20 protein-coding genes are annotated in these 24,915 nt (G+C 69.1%); 9 read left to right on the top strand and 11 right to left on the bottom strand.

What is annotated here, in order from left to right; genetic code table 11:
• From ACN675_RS03785 to ACN675_RS03770, 4 genes are read left to right on the top strand one after another with little or no spacing between them, the layout of a single operon-like run.
• Positions 1-1,032 carry an MCE family protein gene (locus ACN675_RS03785; RefSeq protein ID WP_420749578.1) on the top strand — a complete coding sequence of 344 codons (1,032 nt, stop codon included), beginning with the start codon at positions 1-3 and terminating at the stop codon, positions 1,030-1,032.
• Positions 1,029-2,291 carry an MCE family protein gene (locus ACN675_RS03780; RefSeq protein WP_420749577.1) on the top strand — a complete coding sequence of 421 codons (1,263 nt, stop codon included), beginning with the start codon at positions 1,029-1,031 and terminating at the stop codon, positions 2,289-2,291. Before ACN675_RS03785 ends, ACN675_RS03780 begins: the two co-directional genes overlap by 4 nt.
• The gene (locus tag ACN675_RS03775; protein WP_420749576.1) at positions 2,288-3,421 is read left to right on the top strand and encodes an MCE family protein; all 1,134 of its coding nucleotides are present in this window, start codon (positions 2,288-2,290) and stop codon (positions 3,419-3,421) included. Before ACN675_RS03780 ends, ACN675_RS03775 begins: the two co-directional genes overlap by 4 nt.
• Positions 3,421-4,884 carry an MCE family protein gene (locus ACN675_RS03770; protein WP_420749610.1) on the top strand — a complete coding sequence of 488 codons (1,464 nt, stop codon included), beginning with the start codon at positions 3,421-3,423 and terminating at the stop codon, positions 4,882-4,884. The genes ACN675_RS03775 and ACN675_RS03770 overlap by 1 nt, the downstream gene beginning before the upstream one ends.
• Before the next feature lie 25 nt (positions 4,885-4,909).
• Here the strand turns inward: ACN675_RS03770 and ACN675_RS03765 are convergent, their stop codons facing one another.
• The 5 genes from ACN675_RS03765 to ACN675_RS03745 form a co-directional block, all read right to left on the bottom strand.
• Complete coding sequence (locus ACN675_RS03765; protein WP_420749575.1) at positions 4,910-5,665, bottom strand: LysR substrate-binding domain-containing protein; 756 nt, start codon at positions 5,663-5,665, stop codon at positions 4,910-4,912.
• A gap of 37 nt (positions 5,666-5,702) precedes the next feature.
• Positions 5,703-7,163, bottom strand: coding sequence for an amidohydrolase family protein (locus ACN675_RS03760; protein ID WP_420749574.1), 1,461 nt, complete (start codon positions 7,161-7,163; stop codon positions 5,703-5,705).
• Between the two features lie 3 nt (positions 7,164-7,166).
• Complete coding sequence (locus ACN675_RS03755) at positions 7,167-9,671, bottom strand: DEAD/DEAH box helicase (RefSeq protein WP_420749573.1); 2,505 nt, start codon at positions 9,669-9,671, stop codon at positions 7,167-7,169.
• A 107-nt stretch (positions 9,672-9,778) separates the two neighbouring features.
• Positions 9,779-10,816: an alpha/beta fold hydrolase gene (locus ACN675_RS03750; protein ID WP_420749572.1), complete on the bottom strand. Its 1,038-nt coding sequence runs from the start codon at positions 10,814-10,816 to the stop codon at positions 9,779-9,781.
• Positions 10,817-11,014: 198 nt separating this feature from the next.
• The gene (locus tag ACN675_RS03745) at positions 11,015-11,956 is read right to left on the bottom strand and encodes a proteasome assembly chaperone family protein (RefSeq protein ID WP_420749571.1); all 942 of its coding nucleotides are present in this window, start codon (positions 11,954-11,956) and stop codon (positions 11,015-11,017) included.
• A 200-nt stretch (positions 11,957-12,156) separates the two neighbouring features.
• Here ACN675_RS03745 and ACN675_RS03740 point away from each other — a divergent pair, with 200 nt between their 5' ends.
• Positions 12,157-12,852 (top strand): sensor domain-containing protein, encoded by a 696-nt coding sequence (locus tag ACN675_RS03740; RefSeq protein WP_420749570.1) that lies wholly within the window; start codon positions 12,157-12,159, stop codon positions 12,850-12,852.
• Positions 12,853-13,025: 173 nt separating this feature from the next.
• Entirely contained in the window at positions 13,026-14,147 is a 1,122-nt protein-coding gene (locus ACN675_RS03735; protein WP_420749569.1) for a DUF4192 domain-containing protein, read from the top strand.
• 2 nt (positions 14,148-14,149) lie between these two features.
• Here ACN675_RS03735 and galE read toward each other — a convergent pair whose 3' ends face one another.
• Together galE and ACN675_RS03725 are read right to left on the bottom strand one after the other, a co-directional pair.
• Positions 14,150-15,145: a UDP-glucose 4-epimerase GalE gene (galE, locus tag ACN675_RS03730; protein ID WP_420749568.1), complete on the bottom strand. Its 996-nt coding sequence runs from the start codon at positions 15,143-15,145 to the stop codon at positions 14,150-14,152.
• A gap of 53 nt (positions 15,146-15,198) precedes the next feature.
• Positions 15,199-15,885: an iron dependent repressor, metal binding and dimerization domain protein gene (locus ACN675_RS03725; protein WP_420749567.1), complete on the bottom strand. Its 687-nt coding sequence runs from the start codon at positions 15,883-15,885 to the stop codon at positions 15,199-15,201.
• Positions 15,886-15,987: 102 nt separating this feature from the next.
• Here ACN675_RS03725 and ACN675_RS03720 point away from each other — a divergent pair, with 102 nt between their 5' ends.
• Both ACN675_RS03720 and ACN675_RS03715 read left to right on the top strand, forming a co-directional pair.
• On the top strand, positions 15,988-17,262 hold the full coding sequence (locus ACN675_RS03720) for an acetoin utilization protein AcuC (protein ID WP_420749566.1): 1,275 nt from the start codon (positions 15,988-15,990) through the stop codon (positions 17,260-17,262).
• Positions 17,255-20,002 carry a GNAT family N-acetyltransferase gene (locus tag ACN675_RS03715; protein ID WP_420749565.1) on the top strand — a complete coding sequence of 916 codons (2,748 nt, stop codon included), beginning with the start codon at positions 17,255-17,257 and terminating at the stop codon, positions 20,000-20,002. The genes ACN675_RS03720 and ACN675_RS03715 overlap by 8 nt, the downstream gene beginning before the upstream one ends.
• Positions 20,003-20,098: 96 nt before the next feature.
• Here ACN675_RS03715 and ACN675_RS03710 read toward each other — a convergent pair whose 3' ends face one another.
• The 3 genes from ACN675_RS03710 to ACN675_RS03700 form a co-directional block, all read right to left on the bottom strand.
• Complete coding sequence (locus ACN675_RS03710) at positions 20,099-21,061, bottom strand: sigma-70 family RNA polymerase sigma factor (protein ID WP_420749564.1); 963 nt, start codon at positions 21,059-21,061, stop codon at positions 20,099-20,101.
• Between the two features lie 195 nt (positions 21,062-21,256).
• Positions 21,257-22,735, bottom strand: coding sequence for a DUF7059 domain-containing protein (locus tag ACN675_RS03705; RefSeq protein ID WP_420749563.1), 1,479 nt, complete (start codon positions 22,733-22,735; stop codon positions 21,257-21,259).
• A gap of 45 nt (positions 22,736-22,780) precedes the next feature.
• Positions 22,781-23,149: a DUF3099 domain-containing protein gene (locus ACN675_RS03700; protein ID WP_197256697.1), complete on the bottom strand. Its 369-nt coding sequence runs from the start codon at positions 23,147-23,149 to the stop codon at positions 22,781-22,783.
• Positions 23,150-23,207: 58 nt separating this feature from the next.
• Between ACN675_RS03700 and ACN675_RS03695 the strand changes: the two genes are divergently transcribed.
• Positions 23,208-23,444 (top strand): DUF3039 domain-containing protein, encoded by a 237-nt coding sequence (locus ACN675_RS03695; RefSeq protein WP_197256695.1) that lies wholly within the window; start codon positions 23,208-23,210, stop codon positions 23,442-23,444.
• Here the strand turns inward: ACN675_RS03695 and ACN675_RS03690 are convergent.
• On the bottom strand, positions 23,417-24,736 hold the full coding sequence (locus ACN675_RS03690) for a YihY/virulence factor BrkB family protein (protein WP_420749562.1): 1,320 nt from the start codon (positions 24,734-24,736) through the stop codon (positions 23,417-23,419). The genes ACN675_RS03695 and ACN675_RS03690 overlap by 28 nt on opposite strands.
• Positions 24,737-24,915 lie beyond the last annotated feature (179 nt).

Genomic DNA, 24,915 nt, shown 5'->3' with positions numbered 1-24,915 from the left:
ATGCTGCGCTATCGATCCACCAACCTGATCCGGAACGGCATCATCGGGACCGTCCTGCTCACGTGCATCCTGCTCGTGGGGCTGCAGGCGCAGGCGTTCATCACGGCGGCGACCACGCTGCCGTACCGCGCGACCTTCGTCGAAGCCGGCGGGCTCCGAGCCGGCGACGACGTCGTCGTCTCCGGTGTCGAGGTCGGTACCGTGTCGAAGGTGTCGCTGCTCGACGGTGATGCGCTGGTCGAGTTCTCCGTCGATTCGTCGGTGCGGCTGGGATCGGCCACCGTCGCCCACATCAAGACCGGCTCGTTGCTCGGCAAACGGATCCTGACGCTGGTGTCGGACGGGCCCGGTCTGCTGCGCCCGAACGAGGTGATCCCCACCGACCGCACCTCGTCGCCGTATTCGCTCACCGATGCGGTCGGGGACCTGACGACGAACGTGTCCGGCATCGACACCGACGCGGTGAACCGCTCCCTGGATCTGCTGTCCACGACCCTCGAGCGCATCGAACCGCAGTTGGGCCCGGCCTTCGACGGACTGACGGAACTGTCGCGCTCGCTCAACGACCGCAACGAGTCTCTGCGTGACCTGCTCACCGCGACGCGCGATGTCACCGGCATCCTGGCCGACCGCAGCGCGCAGGTGAACACCCTGATCCTCGACGCGAACACCCTGGTCGCCGTCCTCGCCGACAGGCGGCAGGCGATCGTGGACCTGCTCGCGAACACCGCCGCGGTGTCCGAGCAGTTGTCGAGCCTGGTCGCCGACAACGAAGCCGAACTGGCCCCGACGCTCGATCGGCTGAACTCCGTCGCGGCGCTGCTCGAGGAGAACCGGGACAACATCGCCGCGGCGCTTCCCGGACTGGCGAAGGTCGCACTGACCCAGGGGGAGGCCGTCTCCGGCGGCCCGTTCTACAACGCGTTCGTCGCCAACCTCGTCGACGGGCACATGATCCAGCCGTTCGTCGACCAGGCCCTCGGCGTCGATCCGCCGGCCGTGTTCCCCGTCCCCGGTCAGGAGCCGCGATGACACGCCGCACGATCGTTCTGCTCGCCGCAGCCGTTCTCGTCTGCGGTATCGTCGTCGCCTCCGCGATCGGGTACCGAGAGCTGTTCGGCCCCAGAACGATCCGTGCGGTATTCACGACCGCCACCGCGATCTACGAGGGCGACCAGGTGCGGGTCGCGGGCGTCGAGGTGGGGCACATCGTCTCGATCGAGCCTCGCGGTACCACCGCCGAGATCGTGATGGCCGTGGATCGGAGCGTCCCGATACCCGCGGCCGCGAGTGCGGTGATCGTGGCCCAGAGCCTGGTCGCGGCCCGCTACGTCCAGTTGACGCCGGCCTACCGCACCTCCGGTGAGACGATGGCCGACGGCGCCACGATCCCCCTCGAACGCACCGCGGTTCCCGTCGAGTGGGACGAGGTCAAGACCGAGCTCACCCGCCTCGCGGCGGAACTCGGCCCGGACGGCGACCTCTCGTCCAGCGCGGTGGGACGATTCGTCGACAGTACCGCCGACGCGCTCGCCGGCAACGGTGACAAGCTCCGCAGCACCATCGAGCAACTGTCCGGCGCCGGAAGGGTTCTCGCCGACGGCAGCGGTGACATCGCGGACATCGTCGCGGCGTTGCAGACGTTCGTGACGACACTGCGGGACAGCAACGTGCAGATCGTCCGGTTCGAGAACCGGCTCGCCACGTTGACCAGCGTGCTCGACGACAACACCACCGACCTCGATGCGGCGGTGACGAACCTGTCCGTCGCGGTCGGCGACGTGCAGCGATTCGTCGCGAACAACCGCGACCGTGCCGGCGAACAGATCCAGCGTCTGGTGAGCGTGACACAGAACCTCGTGGACAACAAGGACGACGTCGAACAGTTGCTGCACATCTTCCCGACGAGCATGGCCAACTTCTACAACATCTACAATCCCGATACCGCCACCGAGGCAGGGGTTTTCGTCGTCAACAACTTCTCGAACCCGATCCAGTTCGTGTGCGCCGGGATCGCCGCCGTCGAGAACTCGACATCGCAGGAATCGGCGGACAAGTGCGTCCGGTACCTCGGCCCGCTGCTGAATCAGCTGACGTTCAACTATCTTCCGACACCGATCAACCCGGTGAAGGGACCGTCCGCGCGGCCCGAGAACCTCATCTACACCGAACCCCACTTGATTCCGGAGGCCGGGGGCGTTGCAGCGGTCGGGGGCGCGCACACCCCGGCGGCGACGCCCGCGTCGAGCCTGCTCGACCTGTTGCTTCCCGGAGGAGGAACGCCGCGATGAGAACTCGAACATCCGCCGTCCCGCGATGTACGCCCGCGATGCTCCTGGCTGCCGCAGTCGTCGCGGCGACGGTGTCCGGCTGTACGTGGGACGGGGTGAACTCGCTGCCACTGCCGGGAACACCGGGCCGGGGGGAGGGTTCGTACACCTTCACCGTCGAGATGGCCGATGTGGGCACCCTCGAATCGAATTCGCCGGTCATGATCGACGACGTCGTCGTCGGCAGCGTCGGCCGGATGACAGTCCACGGCTGGCACGCCGACATCGAGGTATCCGTGGAGAAGGACGTCGCCGTCCCCGCGAACGCGGTCGCGACCGTCGGGCAGACCAGCCTGCTCGGATCGAGCCACCTGGCGCTGAACCCCCCGGCCGGTTCACCGCCCGAAGGACGACTGGCTCCCGGTGCCACGATCGTCCTCGATCGCTCCGCCACCTACCCGTCGACGGAACGCACCCTCGCGGCCGCGGCGGTGGTGCTCAACCGGGGTGGTCTCGGCCAGATCGGCGACATCGTCACCAACCTCAACGACGCGCTCGGCGGCCGCGAGGATGCGGCACGCGACCTGCTCATCCGGCTCGATACCTTCGTCGGCACGCTCGACACCCAGCGCGCCGACATCGTCGAGACCATCGACGGGCTCGAGCGCCTCGCCGGTACCGTGTCCGGGCAGCGAGACGTGGTCGCGGACGTACTGGACCGGCTGCCCGCCGCCCTCGAGACACTGCTGCAGGAACGACCGGCGTTCACCACCGCGCTCGACAGGCTCCGGACATTCAGCGACACCGCGACCGTCGCCGTCACCGATACCCGGCAGGATCTGGTGACGAACCTCGAGCACCTCGAACCGACGCTGCGTGCCCTCGCCGACGTCGGTGCCGATCTCGACAAGGCCCTCGCGTACGCGACGGTCTACCCGTACGGCCAGTCCGTGATCGACCGGGCGGTGCGCGGCGACTACCTGAACCTGTTCGCGACGGTCGACCTCACCGTGCCCCGGCTCCAGCGCGAACTGCTGCTGGGCACCCCGTGGGGTGATCCGAATGCGGTGGTGCAGGCGGCGGTCGGCGATCCGGGTTATGCGCAGCCGACCCGGGATCCGCTCGGGGCCGCGGTGGGAGGCACCCGATGATCCTGTCGCGCTTCGTCCGGTTCCAGCTCGTCGCGTTCGCGGTGCTCGGGCTCGTCGGGCTGCTCGTCACGACGTTCGTCTACATCCAGGCCCAGTCGCTCGTCGGCGTCGGCCGCATCCGGGTCACCGTCGACCTGCCGACCGCCGGCGGCCTCTACCGGTTCGCGAACGTCACCTACCGCGGCGTCGAGGTCGGAAGAGTCACCGCCGTCGGCCTGACTCCGGGCGGAGTGCGCGCGACACTCTCGCTCGACGACGACCACGACATCCCGGCGGACCTGGAAGCGCACGTTCGGAGTGTGTCCGCGGTGGGGGAGCAGTACGTCGATCTGAGGCCGCGCAGCGACGGAGCGCCCTTTCTCGAGGACGGCGCCGCGATCGAGGTGGCCGACACGATCGTGCCCCAGCCCGTCGGACCGATGCTCGACAACCTCAGTGTGCTCGTCGGGAGCATCCCGACCGGCAAACTCGACGACCTGCTCGACGAGATGCATGCCGGTGTGGGCGCAGTCGGCTACGACCTGGGTTCACTGCTGGATTCGTCGTCGACGCTCGCGGCAGACGCGAACGGTGTCGCGGACCGCGCCCGGACGCTGATCGAGGACACCGTGCCCCTGCTCGATTCACAGGTGCAGAGCCTCGACGCGATCGACGTGTGGACGCGCAGCCTGGCGGGGGTCACCGGACAGGTCGTATCCGACGATCCGGAGCTGCGCACGGTACTGCGGACCGGCCCGGGCTTCGCTCGGGAAACCGCTGCCCTGTTCGACACGGTCGACCTGACGCTGCCGGTGTTGCTGGCGAATCTCACCACCGTCGGCCAACTCGCCGTGACCTACAACGCGGGACTCGAACAGCTGCTCGTGCTGTTGCCGCCGGCGGTGTCGATGATCCAGGCCGTGCAACCGTCGAGGAACGCCTCGGGACTGGGCCTCGGGGACTTCAGGATCGGCGGCATCTCCGATCCGCCCGCCTGCACGGTCGGGTTCCTGCCGCCGTCGCAGTGGCGACCTCCGTACGAGACCGACACTGTCGACACCCCGGAGGACCTGTACTGCAAGCTCCCACAGGATTCGCAGATCGCCGTCCGCGGCGCCCGCAACATTCCCTGCGCCAACAATCCCGACAAGCGCGCCGCGACCGCCGAATTGTGCAACAGCGACCGGGAATTCGTGCCGCTTACGACCGAGCAGCCGGTCGTCGGTCCCTATCCGTACGACCCGAACCTGGAAGAGCAAGGGCTGCCACAGGATTCGCGATACCATCCCGACGGGTCCCTCGTGGCGCCGGAGGCGGCGCTCCCGCCGATCCCGAGCGCGCGCGGAGTGGTATCGGAACCTGCTTCGGCGCAGTACGATCCGCGCACCGGACGGTACTTCGGTCCGGACGGGCAGTTGTACCGGCAGGGTGATCTCGCCGCCGGTGCCGAGCCGGCCACGTGGCAGGACATGATGCCCCGCTGAACGTGGTCGTCGGGCCGGGTGATGCTCAGCCGCGCCGTTTCCGGACCCGGCCGGCGCTCTTGGGGCGCCCGGCGTTGCCGCGCCGCGTCTTCGGCTTCTTGTCGCCCACGGCCTTTCGGGGCTGTGAACCCTGCCGTTCCCCGCGGCGCTTCGTCTTCTTGTCCGGTTCGTCCTGCCGTCCCCGCGAGCTGTTCGCGGTGCGGCCGCGCACGATCCCGACGAACTCCTCGACGAGATCGGTGGTCCGGTCGGTCAGCCACACGAGGCCGACCTGGGACTGCGGGGCGTCCACCACCGGCCGGTACGTCAGGTCCTTGCGGTGGTGCAGCCGGGCCAGCGACTGGGGGGTGACGAGAACCCCGACCTCGGAGGCGACGTGCGAGATCGCGCCCTCGGTGGTTTCCGGACGTTCGAAGGCCTCCTCGCCCGGAAGCTTCGCCCAGTCCAGCACGTCGTCGAGCGGATGCAGGACGGTCTCCTCCTCGAGGTCGGCGACCGACACCTCCTCGACGGCCGCGATCGCATGTTCGGTCGGGACCACCACGACCGAGACCTCGGTGTAGAGGCCGATCACCGACAGCCCGTCGCGTTCGAGCGGCAGTCGCAGCAGCGCGGCATCCGCCTGGTCCTCGCGCACGCAGGCGGCACCGGACGTGGACGGGACCGGCACCAGTTCGATCGGGATATCGGGCATCCGCTCGGTCCACACCCGTACCCATTTCGCCGGGGTGACCCCCGGGACATAGGCCAGCCGGAACACCTGCGGAGACTCGTCACTCACCCGGTCAGGGTACCGGTCGGATCTGTCGTCTTGGGGTTCAGTTCTCGGACAGAGGCCCGTGCGTCCAGCGACCGCCGAGCATCGTGCCCCACACCGGGGTCTCGGCGAGTGCCGCGCCGGTCGCAGGAAGCGTGTCCGTGTCCAGCACCACCAGGTCGGCGACATCTCCGACCGTGACCCGCTCCCGGCCGCCGGTGGACGCGGCGAGCGCGACCGGCCACGGCAACTCGTGCTCCCGATGCCACACCCGCCCGTCGGGGAGGGTGCGGTCGACGGCGGCGGCCAGCGTCAGCCACGGATCGAGCCGCGCCACCGGGGCGTCCGAACCGAGCGAGAGCGTCGCGCCCGAGCCGAGCAGCGTGCCGTACGGGAACGCGCGGGCGGTGCGACCGGCCCAGTACCGATCGGCGAGCTCGGCGTCGTCGTGCACGTGCGCGGGCTGAATGCCGGCGGTCACCCCGAGCTGCGCGAAGCGGGCGAAATCCGCGTCGGCGACCAGCTGTGCGTGCTCGACGCTGCCGCGCGCCCCGGTCGCCTCGAAGCAGTCCAGCACGTGTTCGCAGGCACGGTCGCCGATCGCGTGGATCGCGGAATCGATGCCGTGGTCGCGTGCCCGCGTCATCCACTGCGCGAGCTGGTCGGGCGGCACGGTGAGCACGCCGTGGTCGCCGCCGGGATACGGATCGTGGCAGTAGGCGGTGCGGGTGCCGAGCGACCCGTCGACGATCACCTTCATCGGCCCGACCGTGGCCAGTCCGCCGGTGCCCGGGATCTCGTGGCCGGTGCGCCGGCCCGCGTCGATCGCGGCGTCGAGCCACTGCGGCCAGATACCGCAGCGCACCCTCAGCCGGTCGGTCCCGGCCGTGATGCGCCGCGACCACGCGGCGATGTTGTCCGCGATCTCGAAGTCGACGATCCCGACCACTCCGCGGGCGGCGACCGCGCGGGCGGCATCGTCCACCCACCGGTCGAGCACGTCGGGGTCGACGCGCTGGATCTCGTTCATCAGCGGCATGAATTCGGCTTCGCGCAGCAGGCCGGTCGGATGCGGAGCGAGCGAGAAATACTGCAGGGCAGCGGTATTGAGCCACGCACTGTGCAGGTCGGCGCTGACCGCGACGAGCGGCCGGTGCGGTGCGATCGCGTCGAGCAGCGCGGCGTTCGGCTCGTCCGGCCACAAGCCGTCCCGAAACCCGTGCGCCACCACCACATCCGGTTGTGATTGCCCGAGACGGGTCGCGAACAGCGCGACCACCTCCGCGGCCGAGCGCGCACCCGGCAGATCCAGCGCGGCCTGCGACAGCGCCCACTGGTCGAAATGCACGTGCGAGTCCCACAGCCCGGGCAGCACCAGGCGGCCGTCGAGATCGACGACCTCCCCGGCACCGTCGTCGGTGACACTGTGGTCGTAGGTGGCACTGCCGGCGACACGGCCGTCGTGGATCGGCAGATCGACCGGGTCCGCACCGGGAGCGAGGCGGGCCCGACGAAGCAGCATCGCTCAGCCCTCGACGATCTCGAACTCGTCGAACACCACCTCACCGGCAGCATCCGACTCGGCCAGGTTCACCTCGCCGATCAGCGCCCAGCCGTGATCGCCCGCGGGATCGGCGAGCGTCTGCCGCACCCGCCACAGCGTCGGTTCCTGCACGACGGAGAACAGCCCCGGACCGCGTGCGTCCGGTCCGGTGCCGATCTCGTCGTACTCGTCGAAATACAGCTCGAGCAGATCCGCCCAGTCCTCGGCCTCGAGTCCGTCACCGAGCTCGGCCAACTCGTCCCACCGCTTCCGGGACGCGAGTTCCACCCGCTTGAACATCGCGTTGCGCACCATCACCTTGAACGCGCGGGTGTTCGCGGAGATCGGGCGCGGCGTGTCCGCACCGAAGGCGAGCTGCTGGTCGTCCGCCTCGACGGCGGGGTTGGCGAGCTGCTCCCACTCGTCGAGCAGCGACGAATCGACCTGGCGGATCAATTCCCCGAGCCATTCGGTGAGGTCCTCGAGTTCCTCGGTGCGCGCCGAATCCGGCACGGTCTGGCGCAGCGCCCGGTACGCGTCCGCGAGGTAGCGCAGCACCAGCCCTTCGGAGCGGGCGAGCCCGTAGTGCGAGACGAGTTCGGAGAACGTCATCGACTTCTCGACCATGTCCCGCACCACCGACTTCGGCGACAGCGGCGTCTCGGACACCCAGGGATGTCCGGCCCGGTAGGTCTCGAAGGCCGGCTCGAGCAGCTCCGCGAGCGGCTTCGGCCAGGTGACCTCCTCGAGCAGCTCCATGCGCTCGTCGTACTCGATCCCGTCCGCCTTCATCTGCGCGACCGCCTCGCCGCGCGCGGCGTGCTGCTGCGCGAACAGGATCTGCCGCGGGTCGTCGAGGGTGGACTCGATCACCGACACGACATCGAGCGCGTAGGTGGGGGACTCCATGTCGAGCAGTTCGAGGACGGCGAGCGCGAACGGCGACAGCGGCTGGTTCAACGCGAAATCCCGCTGCAGGTCGACGGTCAGCCGCGCCCAGCGGCCGTCCTCGTCGGGGGCGTCGAGGCGTTCGACGATCCCGGCCTGCAGCAGACCCCGATACAACTCGATCGCGCGCAGGATGTGCCGTCGCTGCGCCTTGCGGGGTTCGTGGTTGTCCTCGAGCAGGTGACGCATCGCGTCGAAGCAGTTACCGGGACGGGCGATGACGTTGAGCAGCATCGAATTGGTGACGCGGAACCGCGAGACCATCGGCTCGGGTGGTGCGGCCACGATCTTCTCGAACGTCGCCTCGCCCCAGGACACGAAACCCTCGGGTGCCTTCTTGCGCTGCACCTTCCGCTTCTTCTTGGGATCGTCGCCTGCCTTGGCGAGCGCACGATGGTTCTCGATCTCGTGCTCGGGGGCCTGCACGACCACCGTGCCCATCGTGTCGAACCCGGCGCGTCCGGCGCGTCCGGCGATCTGGTGGAATTCGCGGGCCTTGAGCTGGCGCATGCGGGTGCCGTCGAACTTGGTCAGACCCGTGAGCAGGACCGTGCGGATCGGAACGTTGATCCCCACACCGAGGGTGTCGGTCCCGCAGATCACCTTGAGCAGTCCGTCCTGCGCGAGACGCTCGACGAGCCGCCGGTACTTCGGCAGCATTCCCGCGTGGTGGACGCCGATGCCGTGGCGCACCAGCCGTGACAGCGTCTTGCCGAAGCCCGTCGAGAAACGGAACGCGCCGATGGCCTCGGCGATCGCCTCCTTTTCCTCCTTGCTGCACATGTTCACGCTCATGAGTGCCTGGGCGCGTTCGAGTGCCGCGGCCTGCGTGAAATGCACGACGTAGACGGGAGCCTGATGCGTGGTGACGAGTTCCTCGATGGCCTCGCCGATCGGGGCGAGCGAATACGAGTACGTGAGCGGCACCGGACGTTCGGCGCCGGAGACCTCCGTGGTGGGTCTGCCGGTGCGGCGCGTCAGATCCTCCTGGAACCGGCTGACGTCACCGAGCGTCGCCGACATGAGCAGGAATTGCGCGTGCGGAAGTTCGATCAGCGGAACCTGCCACGCCCAGCCGCGGTCCGGTTCCGAGTAGAAGTGGAACTCGTCCATGATCACCTGACCGATGTCCGAGTCCGCGCCCTCCCGCAATGCGAGGTTCGCGACGATCTCCGCGGTCGCGCAGATGATCGGCGCACCCGAATTCACCGAGGCGTCACCGGTCATCATCCCGACCAGGTCGGCGCCGAACACCTCGCACAGCGCGAAGAACTTCTCGCTGACCAGTGCCTTGATGGGTGCGGTGTAGAAGGTGCGCTTGCCGGTGGCCAGCGCGAAGAAGTGCGCACCGAGCGCCACCATCGACTTTCCCGAACCCGTCGGCGTCGCCAGGATGACGTTCGAGCCGGCGACGATCTCCATCAGCGCTTCCTCCTGCGCCGGATAGAGCGTCAGGCCCCTGTCCGTCGTCCAGGAGGTGAAGGCGTCGAACAGCGAGTCCTCGTCGACGGGGTCGGGGATCAGATCCGGCAGCAGCACCGTTACAGGCTAGGGCATGTCTCCCAATCCCTATTTCGGGAGACACGCCCTGGTCGACCTTCGCCCGCCGACGAGCCACGGTCCGTGTCCGGGTGGCGCCGCACTCGTCAGGTGGCGCTGCGCTCGTCGGCGCCCATCGCGTCGAGGACCGCCATACGGGTCTCGGGACCGCCGCCGATCTGGCTTTCGCTGACACCGGCGATGAGCAATTGCCGCCAGCGCTCGGCGTCGAATTCGAGCGGGGGAGTGGTGGTGAGGAACTCCTCGACGACTCGCAGGAACCGGATCGGATCGTCGCGGAACGGGAAGTGCCCGGCACCGCGGAAGATGTCCAGCCGGGAGCCCGGCATCGCGGAATGGGCGAGATAGCCGTGGCCGACCGGGATCACGCTGTCGCGATCGCCCCAGATGAGCTGTACCGGCAGGTTCTCGGTGAGGTAACAGCGGTCGAGCATGGTGACGACCTGCCCGCGCCAGTCCACGACCGCGCGGAGGGTGCGCAGGTACGCCTCGTAGGCGGTGGGGTCGGGCAGTTCGCTGAGCACCCGGACCAGATCGGAGGTGTCGTGGAGCAGTGCGCCCGGGCGCAGCGGGGTGCCGTGCAGCCGGCTCAGCACGTTGCCCGTGATCTTGACCGCCGGCAGGGCGCCGGGCAGCCGCAACAGCTTGAGCGCCTCGGCGAACACCGGCATCGACACCAGACGCAGGACCGGATGCACGTCCTTGGTGACGCCGCCGGAGGAGACGAGGATGAGGCGATCGACCATGTGCGGGAACTGGTAGGCGAACTGCATCGCGACGCCGCCACCGAGCGAGTGCCCGATCACGGTGACCTTGTCGATGTCCAGGACCGACAGCAGATCGCGCATGCCGTTCGCGTACGCGGCGACCGAATAGTCGGCGCGCGGCTTGTCGGAACGGCCGTGGCCGAGCAGGTCGGGGGCGATGACGGTGTAGTTCTCCGCGAGGTGGGGGATGATCTCCTGCCACGTCGACGAGTTGTCACCGATCCCGTGGATCAGCAGCAGCGCGGGACCGCTCCCGGCGAGCCGGAAGGCGCGGCGGTAGCCGTGGATCGTGCGGAAGACCAAACGCGGTTCGGAGTCGGGAACCGGGCGGAGTTTCCGTGTGCGCGCTGTACCCATGAACGTCTCCTGACGACGTCGCGAGGATCCGGGGTCACGAGGACCGTCGGAAGGCCGGCCGGTGTTCTACCGCCTGCCCACTCTTGCATGCTCGGTGAGCGTACCGACTGTATGTGGCCCGGACAACACGAAGAGTAACAGCGAAGTAACCGCCCGGTAATCGCCGCAGGTCCGGCCGCTGCCGGACCGTAACTTCGCCTACGGCGTCGTGCCCGGATCGTCGTCACGGCGCTCGTACTCGGCCAGGAACCGCTCGAACTCCGCACCCAGTTCCTCGCCCGTCGGCAGGCTCTCGTCGGCGGGCAGGGGAGACGCCTGCTGCTCCTGCGCGGCCACGTAGCTGTCGTACTGACGTTCGAGCGCGCGGACCACCGTCTGGACCTCCTCGTTGTCGCCGATGTGCTCGTCGACCTGCTCGCGCACGCGCGCCGCGGCCTGACCGAGCGCCTCCAGCGGCAGCTTCAGATCCGCGACCTCCGCGACCTGCTCGAGCAGTGTCTCGGCTGCGGCCGGGTAGTCCGTCTGCGCGAGATAGTGGGGAACGTGGACGGAGAACCCGACGGCCTCGTGCCCGTGCTGCGCCATCCGCAGTTCGAGCAGCGACGACGCCCCGGCCGGCACCTGCAGTTCTCCGGACCAGCGGTGGTGGTCGGCGATCAGATCCTTGTTCGTCGAATGGGCGGTGACCCCCAGCGGACGGGTGTGCGGGATCGCCATCGGAATCGCGTTGATCCCGATGGTCCGGCGCACCCCGAACTGCTCGGCCAGCAGCCGGACCGCGGTGATGAACCGCTCCCACTTCAGGTCCGGCTCCACGCCGGCGAGCAGCAGGAACGGAGTCCCGTCGGTGTCGACGAGCGCGTACAGGTTCAGCTCGGGCGCGGCGTAGTCGGAGAAGTGATCGGACTTGAACGTCATCAGCGGCCGGCGCGAGCGGTAGTCGATCAGCTCGTCGACCGAGAACGACGCGACCAGTTCGGTCTCGAGGCTCTCCCGAAGATGCGTCGTCGCCAGCCGCACCGCGTGCCCGGCGTCGGCGAACCCTTCCAGTCCGTGCACGAGCACGGGCCCCCGACCATCCGCCGACGTCAGGCGCGGAGCGGGGAACTCCAGCTCGTACATGCGGGACTGCTCGTCCATGCAAACACTCCGATCGTCTGAACCACCCGCGCCACCCGAAGGCACGCGACGTGGCATGGTGGACAACGAGTCTAGTTGAACCGGTGAACGGCTCATGCCCGGGCACGGGACCGGGTCGTCGAGCGTCGGAGGTCCCAGTGGCAGGGCACGATCGTCGAGAATCCCACTCGCGGGGCCGGTTCCGGCGCGCACGATCGGCGGTGGTCGCGGCACTGCCGGCGCTTCTCGTCGTCACCGCGTGCGCGACCACCGTCCCCGGTGCGCCCCTTCCACAGGCGTCCTCGGTCGACGGTCTCGCGGCGACCGCACCGGCTTCACCCTCGTCACGGCCTCCGGCGGAGCTCCTGCTGCCCCCCGAGGAATTCCCCGAGCCCTACGTGGCCGTCGTCCTGCCACCGCAGGCGGTCGCCCAGGCCGCTCCGGACCTGACCGGTGTCCCGGTCGGTGCCAAGGTGAACCCGCCCGGGTGCCTGCCACCCGTACAGGACTACGGGCCGGACGGCACCGCCATGGTCGTGGGCACCGACAACGACCGGCGAGCCACCATCAGCGTCGAACTCGTCGCGGGCGCAGCACCGCTCGAGAACCTGCGCACCTACCTCGCGGACTGCCCGGAGATCGAGACCACCCACCGCGGTGCCACCGCGACCGTCACGACGGTTCCCGAATCCGCGCCGCCGTCGCCGGCGGCGGGAGTCGACACCCTCGAACTGTCCCGCACGGTGCGATCCGGGAGGGGGGACGACGCGGTCACCCAGTCGATGCGCACCCGCATCGCGCAGATCGGGGATCTCCGGCTGCTCGTGACCTACATGTCGTTCGGGGCCGACGATCCCGACCTCGACAACCTCGGCATCGTCTACGACGCCGCGGTCGCGCGAATCCTCGCGGGATGACTCGGCGCCGGTAGCCGGCGCGTTATCAGCCGGGTCCGACAATCCCGGCGCCGCGGGTCCGTGATCACCGTGGTGCGGCGAGAGTTGTCCACAGGCGCCCGATCCATCCCCAGATTCCGCGATTCCCGTCGTCGGCCCGCCCGAGCGGCACCCGGATCGGGGAAGGTCGGCGCATGACCACATTCGCCTCGTCCTCCCGTCCGCTGCGGCTGACCGAACCCGGTGAACTGATCGCCGCGGTCCCCGCCCTGCTCGGGTTCACCCCGGTCCGCTCCGTGATCGTCGTGAGCCTGAGCCCGTCCCGCGACACCCCGGGCGCCGCCGCGATCGGAGCCGTCATGCGGCACGACCTGCTGCTCCCGGACGGCGACGAACCGGTCCCCGAGCTGATGGGCGCGGCGTTCGCCCGCTTCGGCACGGTGTGTGCGCGTGACGGGGCCGAAGCGGTTCTCGTCGTCCTCGTCGACCCCCGGCTGGACCGGCCGGACAGCGCGGCGGTGGACCAGGCCCGCCGGGTCGTCGACGCCCTGATCGCGGAACTGGCGCACCACGGCATCGACGTGGCCGGGGTGCACGCGGTGCCGGAGATCGGCAGCGGAAGCGAATGGTTCGCGCTCGGCCGCGATGCGCGTCGCGGAACGGTGCCGGATCCGGCGGCGTCTCCGGTCGCCGTCGCCCGCGTCTACGAGGGTGGCCTCATCCGGCGATCACGCACCGAGCTGGCGGAGGTTCTCGAACCGCTGCCGATGCCGGTGCGCAGCCGCGTCGCCGGGTACATCGACGAGGCGGTCGACTCCCGTGACCTGGCCTACGAATACGCGGTCCGGGCGGGTGGCCGCGACCACGCGGACCGGATGGAACTGGAAACGGTCCTGGACCGTATCGCCGATCACGACAACGGAATCGAAACACTCGCGCCGGAGATGGCGGAACTCGCTGTGCTGCTGTCGAATCCGACGGTCCGCGATGCCGTGCTGGCGCTCGCGGCCGGTCCGTACGCGGATGCGGCCGAGCGCTTGTGGATCACGCTGACGCGGTCGTTGCCCGACCCCGAGCGCGCCGAGGCGGCCGCGCTCGTCGGATTCGGGGCGTACATCCGCGGAGACGGGCCCTTCGCCGGCGTTGCGCTCGGGGTGGCGCTCGAGGCGAACCCGCGACACCGGCTGGCCGACCTGCTCGATCAGGCGTTGCAGGCGGGTCTGCGCCCGGAGACCGTGCGGGGTCTCGCCGACACGGGATTCGAGATCGCTGCGCGACTCGGTGTCCCGCTACCGCCGCCGGATCCCGCGGGATGACCTCAGCGCCGTGCGGCGTGCGATCGGTCGCCCAGCTCGCGGAGGTAATCCCATGCGTCCGAGACGATCTCGTCGAGATCGGTGTGCTTGGGTTCCCACCCGAGTTCCTCGATGGCGCGGCGGCTCGACGCGACGAGCACGGCCGGATCGCCGGCGCGGCGCGGCGCGTCCACCGCGGGGATCGGCAGACCCGTGACGCGTTCGCAGGCCGATATCACCTCGCGGACGCTGAATCCCTCTCCGCTGCCGAGGTTGTAGATCGTGTGCGTGCCCGGCTGCGCCGAGTTCAGAGCCAGCAGATGCGCGTCGGCGAGGTCCTTGACGTGGATGTAGTCGCGGACCGCGGTGCCGTCCTTGGTGGGCCAGTCGGTGCCGAACACCGAGATGTGTTCACGCTGCTTCAATGCCACCTGCAGAACGAGCGGAATGAGATGGGTTTCGACGACGCGGTTTTCGCCCGCACCGTGATAGGCACCGGCGACGTTGAAGTACCGCAGGCTCGTCGCGGCCAGACCGTGCGCGTGCGCGTACGACGAAATCGCATGGTCGATAGCGAGTTTGGAAGCACCGTACGGATTGGTGGGCCGGGTCGGCGCGTCCTCGGTGATCGGAACCTGTTCGGGCTCACCATAAGTCGCGGCCGTAGAAGAGAACACCAGACGCGGTGTCCCGGAAAGCCGGATGGCTTCGAGCAGTGCGAGTGTCGTCACGACATTGCCCTGCCAGTACTTCTCGGGCACCTCGACGGATTCGCCGACCAGCGACTGCGCGCCGAAGTGCAGCACCCCGTCGAACCGCGGCATGTCCGCGCCCACTCCGAGAACCTCGGCGGCGACCTTCCCGATGTCGCCCTCGACGAACTCCGCGCCGGCGGGCACCGCGTCCGCGTTCCCGGTCGACAGGTCGTCGACGATCACCACCTCGTGACCCTGTTCGAGCAGGACGGTGCTGCACACGCTACCCACGTATCCGGCACCGCCGGTCACCAGAAGCTTCACGATCGTCGACCCCTCTTCGCCGGCCCGGTACCCGCCGGCGAAGAGGGCCTCGATCAGACCTGCTTCACCTGAACGGCATGAGCCATTTCGTCGGACAGTTCGAAACCCTCGTGACCGGCGACCGTGATGATCACCGACCCGGGCTTCGTCTCGACTGTAACGCGCGCGTCCGGAACGACCCCGGCCTCCCGCAGCCGCGCGATCACGTCGGGATCGGACTGCACGTACTCGGCGAGTCGTCGCACGACCACCGCGGTCGGCTTACCGGGCGGGATCTCGGTCAGCCGCACCAGCTTCTCGTCCTCCGGTGCAGGACGGTTCAGTCCGAGCTGCGCCAGCCCGGGGATCGGGTTGCCGTACGGGGAGGTCGTCGGATTGTTGAGAACCTCCACCAGGCGACGTTCGACCTCTTCGCTCATGACGTGTTCCCAGCGGCACGCCTCGGCGTGCACGTTCTCCCAGTCGAGTCCGATCACATCGACGAGCAGCCGCTCGGCCAGGCGATGCTTGCGCATCACCGACACCGCGAGGTCGCGGCCCTTCTCGGTCAACTGCAGGTGGCGGTCGCCGGCGACGCGCAGGAGACCGTCGCGCTCCATCCGCGCAACGGTCTGACTGACGGTCGGCCCACTCTGCTCGAGGCGTTCGGCGATGCGCGCCCGCAGGGGCACGACGCCTTCCTCCTCCAGGTCGTAGATCGTCCGGAGATACATCTCCGTTGTATCGACCAGGTCCTTCACTCTCACACCCCTTCGTCTGCGGCCGATTCTAGCCGGACGAAACGTGCAGTGGGGCCGCGCGGTGCTCGCGTCGACCGGGGGCGCGCAGTAGCGTCTGCAGGCATGACCACCACATCCACCGCGACCGGCGGTTCGGCACATCTGGACAGCGATCGCGTTGTGGTGTGGAGCCCGGACTATCTCGGCTACCGATGGGGCCCGACCCATCCGATGAACCCGACACGACTCGATCTGACGATGGCGCTGTCCCGGAACATCGGGTTGCTCGACGGCGTCGAAACCGTCCGGCCCACAGCCGCAACCGACGCCGAGCTGCTGCGGATCCACACTCCCGGATACGTCGAGGCGGTGAAACGCGCCGGTGCGCAGCAACCGGATTCCGGGCACGTCGAACCCGATGCCGCCCACGGGCTCGGCACCGAGGACAACCCGATCTTCCCGCACATGCACGAGGCCGGTGCGATCCTCGCGGGCGGCACGCTGGCCGCCGCGCGGGAGATCGCCGCCGGGCGCGCCGTGCGCGCGGTGAGCATCGGGGGTGGCATGCATCACGCCATGGCCGACTGGGCCGCCGGGTTCTGCGTGTACAACGACGCGGCGATCGCGATTTCGTGGCTGCTCGACCAGGGTTACGACCGCATCGCCTACATCGACGTCGACGCCCATCACGGCGACGGTGTCCAGCACGCCTTCCTCGGCGATCCCCGGGTGCTGACCGTGTCCATCCACCAGCATCCGGCCACGCTGTGGCCGAACACCGGATGGTCCAGCGAGATCGGGTCCGGTGCCGCCGAGGGCACGGCCATCAACATCCCGGTGTTGCCCGGCACGGTGGATTCACTGTGGCTGCGCGCGTTTCATGCCATCGTTCCCGGTGCGATCGCGGCATTCCGGCCGCAGATCCTGATCAGCCAGTGCGGGGCGGACAGTCACCGCGAGGATCCTCTCGCCGACCTGTCGCTGACCGTCGACGGGCAACGCGCCTCCTACCTTGCGATGCGCGACCTCGCCGACCGGTACTGCGAGGGCCGCTGGCTCGCCGTCGGCGGCGGCGGATACGGCCTCGTGCGCGTCGTACCCCGTGCGTGGACCCACCTGATCGCGGCGGCACTCGATCGCGAGATCGATCCGGCCACCGCCGTTCCCGAGGAGTGGCGCGAACGGGTCGCGACGATCGCACCCGGGGTGGATCTGCCGACCACGATGGGGGAGGGCGGCGACGTGTCCTATCTGAAATGGGACGGTCCCGGCGGTACACCGGAGACCGGCATCGCCTCCCTCGATCGAGCCCTGACCCGGATCGATTCGGCGATCATCGCCACACGACGTGCCACCTTCCCGCTGCTCGGCCTGGATCCGGAGGACCCACGTGACTGATTCCGACGGCACGCCCGCAATTTCCGAGGCGGACGCGGCGAAGGCCGCAGCGGAGGCGGAGAAGAAGGCGGCTCAGGAGCGCGCGGTCGAGGTCGCGCGGAACTTTCCCCGTCACTGGGTCGCCGACGTCCTGGCCTCCGACGGCGGGGCCGTGCACCTGCGGCCGATCGTCCCGGAGGACGCCGAACGGCTCCTCGAGTTCCACTCCAAACTCTCCGATCGCACGCGGTATCTGCGCTATTTCGGTCCCTACCCGACGATCTCGAAGAAGGATCTGTTCAACTTCACCGTCGTCGACCACCACAAACGGGTCGCCTTCGTCGCGGTGCTCGGCGACGAGATCATCGCCGTCGGCCGGTACGAGGGGCTGCCCGGTGAGGGAGACGGCAAGTCCGCCGAGGTCGCGTTCACGGTCGCCGATGCGCACCAGGGACGCGGGCTCGGACCCATCCTGCTCGAGCATCTCGCCGGTGCGGCCGCGGAGAACGACATCCACCGGTTCGTCGCCGAGGTCCTCGCCGAGAACCGCAACATGATCACCGTCTTCCGTGAGGCCGGATACCAGGTCAGCCGCAGTTTCGAGGGCGGTGTGGTTCGCCTCGAGTTCGCGATCGACCCGACCGAGGCGCTGGTCTCGGTGCGCAACGCCCGCGAACGTGCCGCCGAGGCGCGCAGCGTCCGCAACCTGCTCAGCCCCCGCAGCGCCGCGGTCATCGGCGCCTCCACCGACAGCCGGAAGGTCGGCAACGCGGTGCTGGTGAACATGCTGCGCAGCGGATTCACCGGACCCGTCTATCCGGTCAACGCCGAACACCGTTCGGTACGTGGCGTGCGCGCCTACCCGACCGTGCGGGACATTCCCGACGAGGTGGATCTCGCCATCGCCGCGGTGCCCGCCGAGGCCATCGACGCCGTGCTCGACGACTGTCTCGCCAAGGGCGTCAAGGCCCTGCTCGTGGTGTCGTCCGGGTTCGGCGAGACCGGTCCGGAGGGCCGCGATTCCGAACGTCGCCTTGCACACGCGGCGCGGGCACACGGCATGCGGCTGATCGGACCGAACGCGCTCGGTGTCGCGAACAACGACCCGGCGGTGCGGCTCAACGCCACCCTGGCCCCGGTGCTGCCGCCGGCGGGCAACGTCGGCTTCTTCTGCCAGTCCGGCGCGCTCGGCATCGCGATCCTGGACGAGGCCGCCAAGACCGGGGTCGGGCTGTCGTCGTTCGTCTCGGCCGGTAACCGCGCCGACCTGTCCGGCAACGACCTGCTGCAGTACTGGGACACCGATCCGGCAACCGAAGTCGTGCTGCTGTACCTGGAGAGCTTCGGCAACCCGCGCAAGTTCTCGCGCATCGCCCGCCGGGTCGCCCGGAGCAAGCCGATCGTCGCGGTCAAGAGCGGCCGCCACGCGGTGCCGCCGGCGCTGGCCGCGAACACCGGGGAGATGGACGACACCATCGTCAAGGACCTGTTCGAACAGGCAGGTGTCGTGCAGGTCGACTCCATCGCGCAGCTGTTCGACACGGCACTGTTGTTCGGCTACCAGCCCCTTCCCTCCGGCCCGCGCGTCGCGGTCGTCGGGAACTCGACCGCGCTCGGGATGCTGGCGGTCGACTCTGCCCGCAGCGAAGGACTGCAGCCGGGAACCCCCAACGACCTGGGCGCCCAGGCCAGCCCGCAGGAGTTTGCCGACGCGGTCGCGAAGGCGGTGCACGCGCCCGACGTCGACGCCGTGATCGCGGTGTTCGTGCCGCCCGTCGCCGTGACCGTCGAACCGTACGCACAGGCGCTGCGCGATGTCGTCGCCGATTCCGAGAAGCCGGTGGTCAGTACTTTCCTCGCGACCGAGGGCATCCCGGACGTGCTCGCGGTCCGCGACGACGAGGGCAACCCGATCCGCGGGTCGGTGCCGTCCTATCCGGGACCGGAACGTGCTATCCGGGCCCTGGCCCGGGCGTGGCGGTATGCGAAATGGCGCAGTCGCCCCACCTCCCAGGTGGTCCGTCCGTCCGGCATCGACCCGGAGCGGGCGCGCGGTCTCGTCGACGGCTGGCTCGCCAATTCTCCCGACGGCCGGTGGCTGTCCGACTCCGAAGCGGCCCTGCTGCTGTCCTGCTACGGGGTGCACGTCGCCGACTTCCGGGCCGTGACCACCGCCGACGAAGCAGTCGCGGCGGCGGAGGAGATCGGATATCCGGTGGCGGTGAAGGCCACCGGCGCCCAATGGCGGCACCGGCCGGATCTGAGTGGCGTGCGTCTCGACCTGCTCGACGGCGAAGCGGTCCGGATCGCCTACCGCGACCTGGCGGCGGCGTCCGGTGAACCGCTCATGCACGTGCAGAAGATGGCCACCAAGGGCATCGGCTGCGTGGTGCGTGTCCAGGACGACCCGTCGTTCGGGTCTCTGATCTCCTTCGGGCTCGCCGGGGTCATCTCCGATCTGCTCGGCGACCGCGCCTACCGGGTTCTGCCGCTGACCGAGGACGAGGCCGCGGAACTCATCGACGCCCCGAAGGCCGCTCCGCTGCTGTCGGGGTACCGCAACGCCGCTCCCGTCAGCAAGGCCGCACTCGTCGATTTCGTCCAGCGCATCTCCGCGCTCGCCGACGACCTTCCCGAGGTGCGGGAGATCGCGTGCGAACCGGTCCTCGCGTCGGCGATCGGCGCCGAACTGACCGACGCGCATCTGCGGATCGGTCCCGAGCCGCACCCGCTGGATCTCGGGCCCCGCCGGTTGCGCTGAACGGCACTCCGCCCAGGGAGTGCAAGAAGCCCCGAAAACCACGATCCCCGAGAACCCAGCCCGGTTCTCGGGGATCGTCGGCGCTGACTTGCCCGGTCAGCTGGCGTAGGCGCGGAGGCGTTCTGCTCGATCGCCCTCGCGGAGTTTGCCCATCACTTCGCGTTCGATCTGCCGGACCCGTTCCCGGGACAGGCCGAACAGCTTGCCGATCTGGTCGAGGGTGCGCGGCTGCCCGTCGTCGAGCCCGTACCGCAGGCGGATGACCTGCTGTTCACGCTCGTCGAGGGTGGCCAGCACACTGCGGACGTCGCTGTGCAGCAGACCCGCGATCACGGCGCTCTCGGCGGAGGTCGCCTCGGCATCCTCGATGAAATCGCCGAGCGGCGCTTCCTCGTCGTTGCCGACCGGCATGTCGAGGCTCACCGGGTCGCGGCTGTGGTCGAGCAGGTCGGCGATCTTCTCCACGGGGATACCCGACTCGGCCGCCAGCTCCTCGTCGGTGGCCTCCCGGCCGAGCTGCTGGTGCAGTTCCCGCTTGATGCGAGCCAGCTTGTTGACCTGCTCGACGAGGTGGACGGGCAGGCGGATCGTGCGGGACTGATCGGCCATACCGCGGGTGATGGCCTGACGGATCCACCAGGTCGCGTAGGTCGAGAACTTGAAGCCCTTCGCGTAGTCGAACTTCTCCATTGCGCGGATCAGGCCGAGGTTGCCCTCCTGGATCAGATCCAGCAGCGGCATGCCGCGGCCGGTGTAGCGCTTCGCGAGCGACACGACCAGGCGCAGGTTCGCCTCGAGCAGGTGGCTGCGCGCGGCCTGGCCGTCGCGCACCAGGATGGCCAGGTTCTGCTTCTTGGCGGCACTCAGGCGCTTCTTCGTTTCCAGCAGATGCTGCGCGTACAGGCCGGCCTCGATCCGCTTGGCCAATTCCACCTCGTCCGCTGCGGTCAGCAGGGCCGTCCGGCCGATGCCGTTCAGATAGACGCGGACCAGGTCCGCGGCCGGGCTCTGGGAATCGAGGTCGGAATCGACTCGAGCGTAGGTGTCGGGGCGTGCCATGACGTGCCTCCTCATCGGTGGTGTCTCACAGCGTTCAACGTCGGGGCGGGCACGGAAGTTCCCGAGGTTCCCGAGTGTCGATGCTGTTGACCTGCGCCGATGGGGGAGCGGTCCTGAGAAGTTGCTGAGAAGATCTGTGGCGGGGAACCGCGGGGGAACCGGCGACGGCACCCCCTCGGCTCCCTCGTCACGCCCTCACACAGGTTCGATCAGCCCGTGCCGCACCAGACCGTGGACGAGCGGTATCGCCTGCTCGGCGAGCGCCTCCTCGTCCTCGCCGTGTGCGACCGCGAGCAGCGCGAGAAGCTCCTCCAACACGAGGCCGTCCCGGCGCATGCCGGCGAGCAACGCCGCGGCGAGGTCGTCGACCTCGTGCTGCCAGGCCGGTCCGTCACCGCGGTGCACCCGCGCCACGACCTGCCGCCATCCGTCCTCGCCGGGCAGGTACACCCGCTCGAGTGCGGTGTCCGCGCGGACCGCGAACCGGGCCGTGAGGACATCGTGGTCGCGCAACCACGCCAGCCGCTCGAAGTAGGCGAGCGCCTCCGCGCCCAGCGGATCGGTGAAACCGTGCCGTAGGTCCTCGGCGAGCACGTCCGACGGCTCGTCGGTGCGGCGCAGGTACACGAACCCGAACCCGACGCCTTCGACGCGATGGCTGTCGAAATGATCGAGCCACGCCTCCGCCCGATCGGCGACCGCGGGGTCGCGCGGATCGGCGTCGCCGTCCTGCAGCCACGTGCCGACGTACAGGGCGGGGTCGGCCACATCACGTTGCACGATCCACGCGTCGACGCCGTGGGCCGGCAGCCACGACGCGACGCGTGCCCGCCAATCCTCGTCCTCCACGTGCACCCACGACGCGAGCATCGCGGCGGTCCCGCCGAGTTCGAGATGGTCGACGGCCTGCGACACCATCAGCTTGCTCGCACCGTCCAGATCCAGACCCGAATCGCGGTAGCTGTGCTCGATGCGTCCGGCGCTCACCACGAACGGGGGATTGGCGATGATCCGATCGAAGCGCCGGCCCGCGACCGGTTCGAACCACGAACCTTCGAGCAGTTCCAGTTCGACCTCGTTGAGTGCGGCGGTAACCTCCGCCAGCGCCAGACAGCGGGGGTTGACGTCGGTGGCGGTGACCTTCTCGGCGAAATCGGTGGCCCGCACCGCCTGCACGCCGCAGCCCGTGCCCAGGTCCAGGATCGTCCCGACCGGATCGGCCGGGATGGCCCGCAGCAGCGACAGCGACGCCTGCCCGACGCCGAGCACATGGTCCGGACGCGTCGGGACCGGGCGGATCGCGCCGTCGAGATCGGACAGCATCCACCGGGTTCCGGTGCCGGCGTCGAGCGGACGCAGGTCCAAGGCGGCACGCACGCCGTCACCGTCGTGCTCGAGCAGCCCCGCCGCAACCGCGGTGTCGATCGCGACCGGTTCCAGCGCCGCCGCGACCTCCTCGGTCGGGCACGTGTCGCCGAGCAGGAACAGCCGGATCAGCGTGCCCAGGTCGCCGCCACGAACGGCCGCGCGGCGGACCGGCACCGGCTCGCTGCGGCCGAGCGCCGCGTGTGAGTCCGGCCCGAGCAGTTCGAGCATGGTGTCGGTGTCGTACCGGCAACGGAGCAGCGCGGTGCGCAGGGGGGAACAGATCGACAGCAGCAGGTCACGGTCCACGCCCTGCATTCTCGCAGCAGCCGGACACGCCGACGGCCGCGAGGGTCAGCCGTCGATGACGTGCGGTTTGGGGGCCTCCAGGGCTTCGGTCGCGGCGATGTCCGCGCGCCGACCGTCCCAGCGGCTCGGTTCGTCCTTCGAGCGCGGCGGCCGATCGTTGGCGATGAGCACCGCGATCCACGGCAGCGGAATGGACACGCCGATGATCGCCATCGAGATCCACGGATTCTCGAAGGCGCCGTAGGCCAGCGCCGCGAGAATCAGCGCCGGAATGCGAAAAGCCATGATGGTCATGTACTTGCGGACCCGTGCCCGGTGCTGGTCCTCGAGAGACGTGGCGGCCTCGGTGATCAGAATCGGGTTGTCGGGTGATCCACTCTCGTGGGATCCACCGAAACCTGGAGTTCTCGCCATCCCTCTACTGTCCCACTCCGCCGTGTCGAATGCACACGCGGTGCGGCATCATGGAACCGTGAGCACCCAGATCAAGGAACGGCCCGATACCACCACCGACGAATCGACCGGTGACGATACTCCCAAGTTCTTCCACTACGTGAAGAAAGACAAGATCGCCGAGAGCGCGGTCATGGGAACCCACGTCGTCGCGCTGTGCGGTGAAGTGTTCCCGGTCACGCGGTCGCCGAAGCCCGGTTCGCCGGTGTGCCCCGAGTGCAAGAAGGTCTACGACGGCCTTCGCAAGGGCGACTGAGGCAGCGAAGAAGCAGTAGAGCCGGCCTGCGGAGTCCCGGCCCGGACGATCGGGTCGGGACTCGGTGCCTGCCCGGTGTCCTCCACCGGAATCTCACGCGGTGGGGCGGCATCGTGCGACGGGGTCTCGTGCGGTCCGGACGTGCCCCGCAGGAAGCTCTCCGGTGCCGCGTCGACCGGCCCTGAGACCCCCGATCGCAAGTCCTCCGGCTTGTCGTCGATCGGGCACGATTCCGGAGTCCGGTCGCCCGGGCGGAGCAGATCCGACAGCCGCACCGGATTCGTGGTCAGCCGGCGGGTCAGGTTCGTCACCGGTCCGAGTTCCGGCGACGGCTGCTGAGCGGCCTGCTGCGCCAGCCACTCGCGCCACTGCTCGAGCCGGGTCGCCCGCGCCGGCCAGAACTCCTGCACGGTCGCATTGAACTCGGCGCCGAGCACGACCGCGAAGCCGAGGAAGAACGTGAACAGCAGGAAAGCGATGGGCGTGGCGAGCGCGCCGTAGGTGTAGCCGGTGCCGGCAATCCAGCTCAGATACCAGCGCAGGCCCTCGCTGGCGGCCAGGAAGAAGGCCCCGGCGACGAGAGCACCGCCGAGCAGTCGATGCCACGGCAACGTCTTGGGCAGCGCCACCTTGTACAGCGTGGTCAAACCGACCAGCAGCAGCAGGCCCACCGCCGGGTAGTAGAACGTGTCGACGATCCGGGACCCGATGTCGTACCAGGACTCGGGCAGCGCCCGGCCGATCAGATTCGGTCCGAGAGCCACCAGCGGCAGCGTGAACACCGCGAGGATGAGAAACATCACGTACAGAATCAGTGCGAAGAAGCGCTGCCACACCGGGTGCCGATGCTCCTGCTGACCGTGAGCCTCGACGATCGAATCGACGAACGTCGAGATCGCCGACGAGCCCGCCCACAGCGACAACAGGAAGCCCAGCGACATCAACTCGGGGCGTCCCCGCACCAGCACATCGGTGGCGGTCGGGCTGATGATGCCGTCGACCACGTTCTCGCTGAAGATGGTCCGGCTGAAGGTGATGGTCTTGGACAGGATGATGTCGACGGTGTCGGGTCCGAACCATCCGCCCACGTAACCGAGGGTTCCGATCAGCCCGAGCACCAGCGGCGGCAGCGACAGCGTCTGCCAGAAGGCAGCGGTCGCGGCCTTGCTGAAGATCGAGTCGTCCCACGCCTTGGCGGCCGTTCGACCGATCACCCGAAGCGCGGCCTGCACCTGCCGCGGGACGCGTCGGTGAGCAGTCCGCGGTGCGGGGGATCCGGATGGCTCGCTCATGTACTTCCAGCATTCCTGACGACGCGCGAGGACGTGTATCCGCGGTCGATGTGTGCGCGTCGAATTCTGCCACGATCGGGCACGAAACCCCGGTCGCCGGGCGGTTCGCGGCAGGGAACGGCCGCCGGAGACGATAGGCTGCCACACGGTCGGCGGAAGGTCGGGACGACGCAGCGGCA

The sequence above is a fragment of the Rhodococcus sp. O3 genome, assembly GCF_048897285.1.
Lineage (GTDB): Bacteria > Actinomycetota > Actinomycetes > Mycobacteriales > Mycobacteriaceae > Rhodococcus.
This window is presented reverse-complemented; position numbering and strand designations above follow the sequence as displayed.

Excerpts from the sequence above, each read along its gene's own strand:
- ACN675_RS03745 (WP_420749571.1), bottom strand. The coding sequence starts at position 11,956 with ATGGACGAGCAGTCCCGCATGTACGAGCTGGAGTTCCCCGCTCCGCGC.
- ACN675_RS03690 (WP_420749562.1), bottom strand. The coding sequence starts at position 24,736 with ATGAGCGAGCCATCCGGATCCCCCGCACCGCGGACTGCTCACCGACGC.
- ACN675_RS03785 (WP_420749578.1), top strand. The coding sequence starts at position 1 with ATGCTGCGCTATCGATCCACCAACCTGATCCGGAACGGCATCATCGGG.
- ACN675_RS03750 (WP_420749572.1), bottom strand. The coding sequence starts at position 10,816 with ATGGGTACAGCGCGCACACGGAAACTCCGCCCGGTTCCCGACTCCGAA.
- ACN675_RS03720 (WP_420749566.1), top strand. The coding sequence starts at position 15,988 with ATGACCACCACATCCACCGCGACCGGCGGTTCGGCACATCTGGACAGC.
- ACN675_RS03760 (WP_420749574.1), bottom strand. The coding sequence starts at position 7,163 with ATGCTGCTTCGTCGGGCCCGCCTCGCTCCCGGTGCGGACCCGGTCGAT.
- ACN675_RS03775 (WP_420749576.1), top strand. The coding sequence starts at position 2,288 with ATGAGAACTCGAACATCCGCCGTCCCGCGATGTACGCCCGCGATGCTC.
- ACN675_RS03780 (WP_420749577.1), top strand. The coding sequence starts at position 1,029 with ATGACACGCCGCACGATCGTTCTGCTCGCCGCAGCCGTTCTCGTCTGC.
- ACN675_RS03735 (WP_420749569.1), top strand. The coding sequence starts at position 13,026 with ATGACCACATTCGCCTCGTCCTCCCGTCCGCTGCGGCTGACCGAACCC.
- ACN675_RS03710 (WP_420749564.1), bottom strand. The coding sequence starts at position 21,061 with ATGGCACGCCCCGACACCTACGCTCGAGTCGATTCCGACCTCGATTCC.
- ACN675_RS03700 (WP_197256697.1), bottom strand. The coding sequence starts at position 23,149 with ATGGCGAGAACTCCAGGTTTCGGTGGATCCCACGAGAGTGGATCACCC.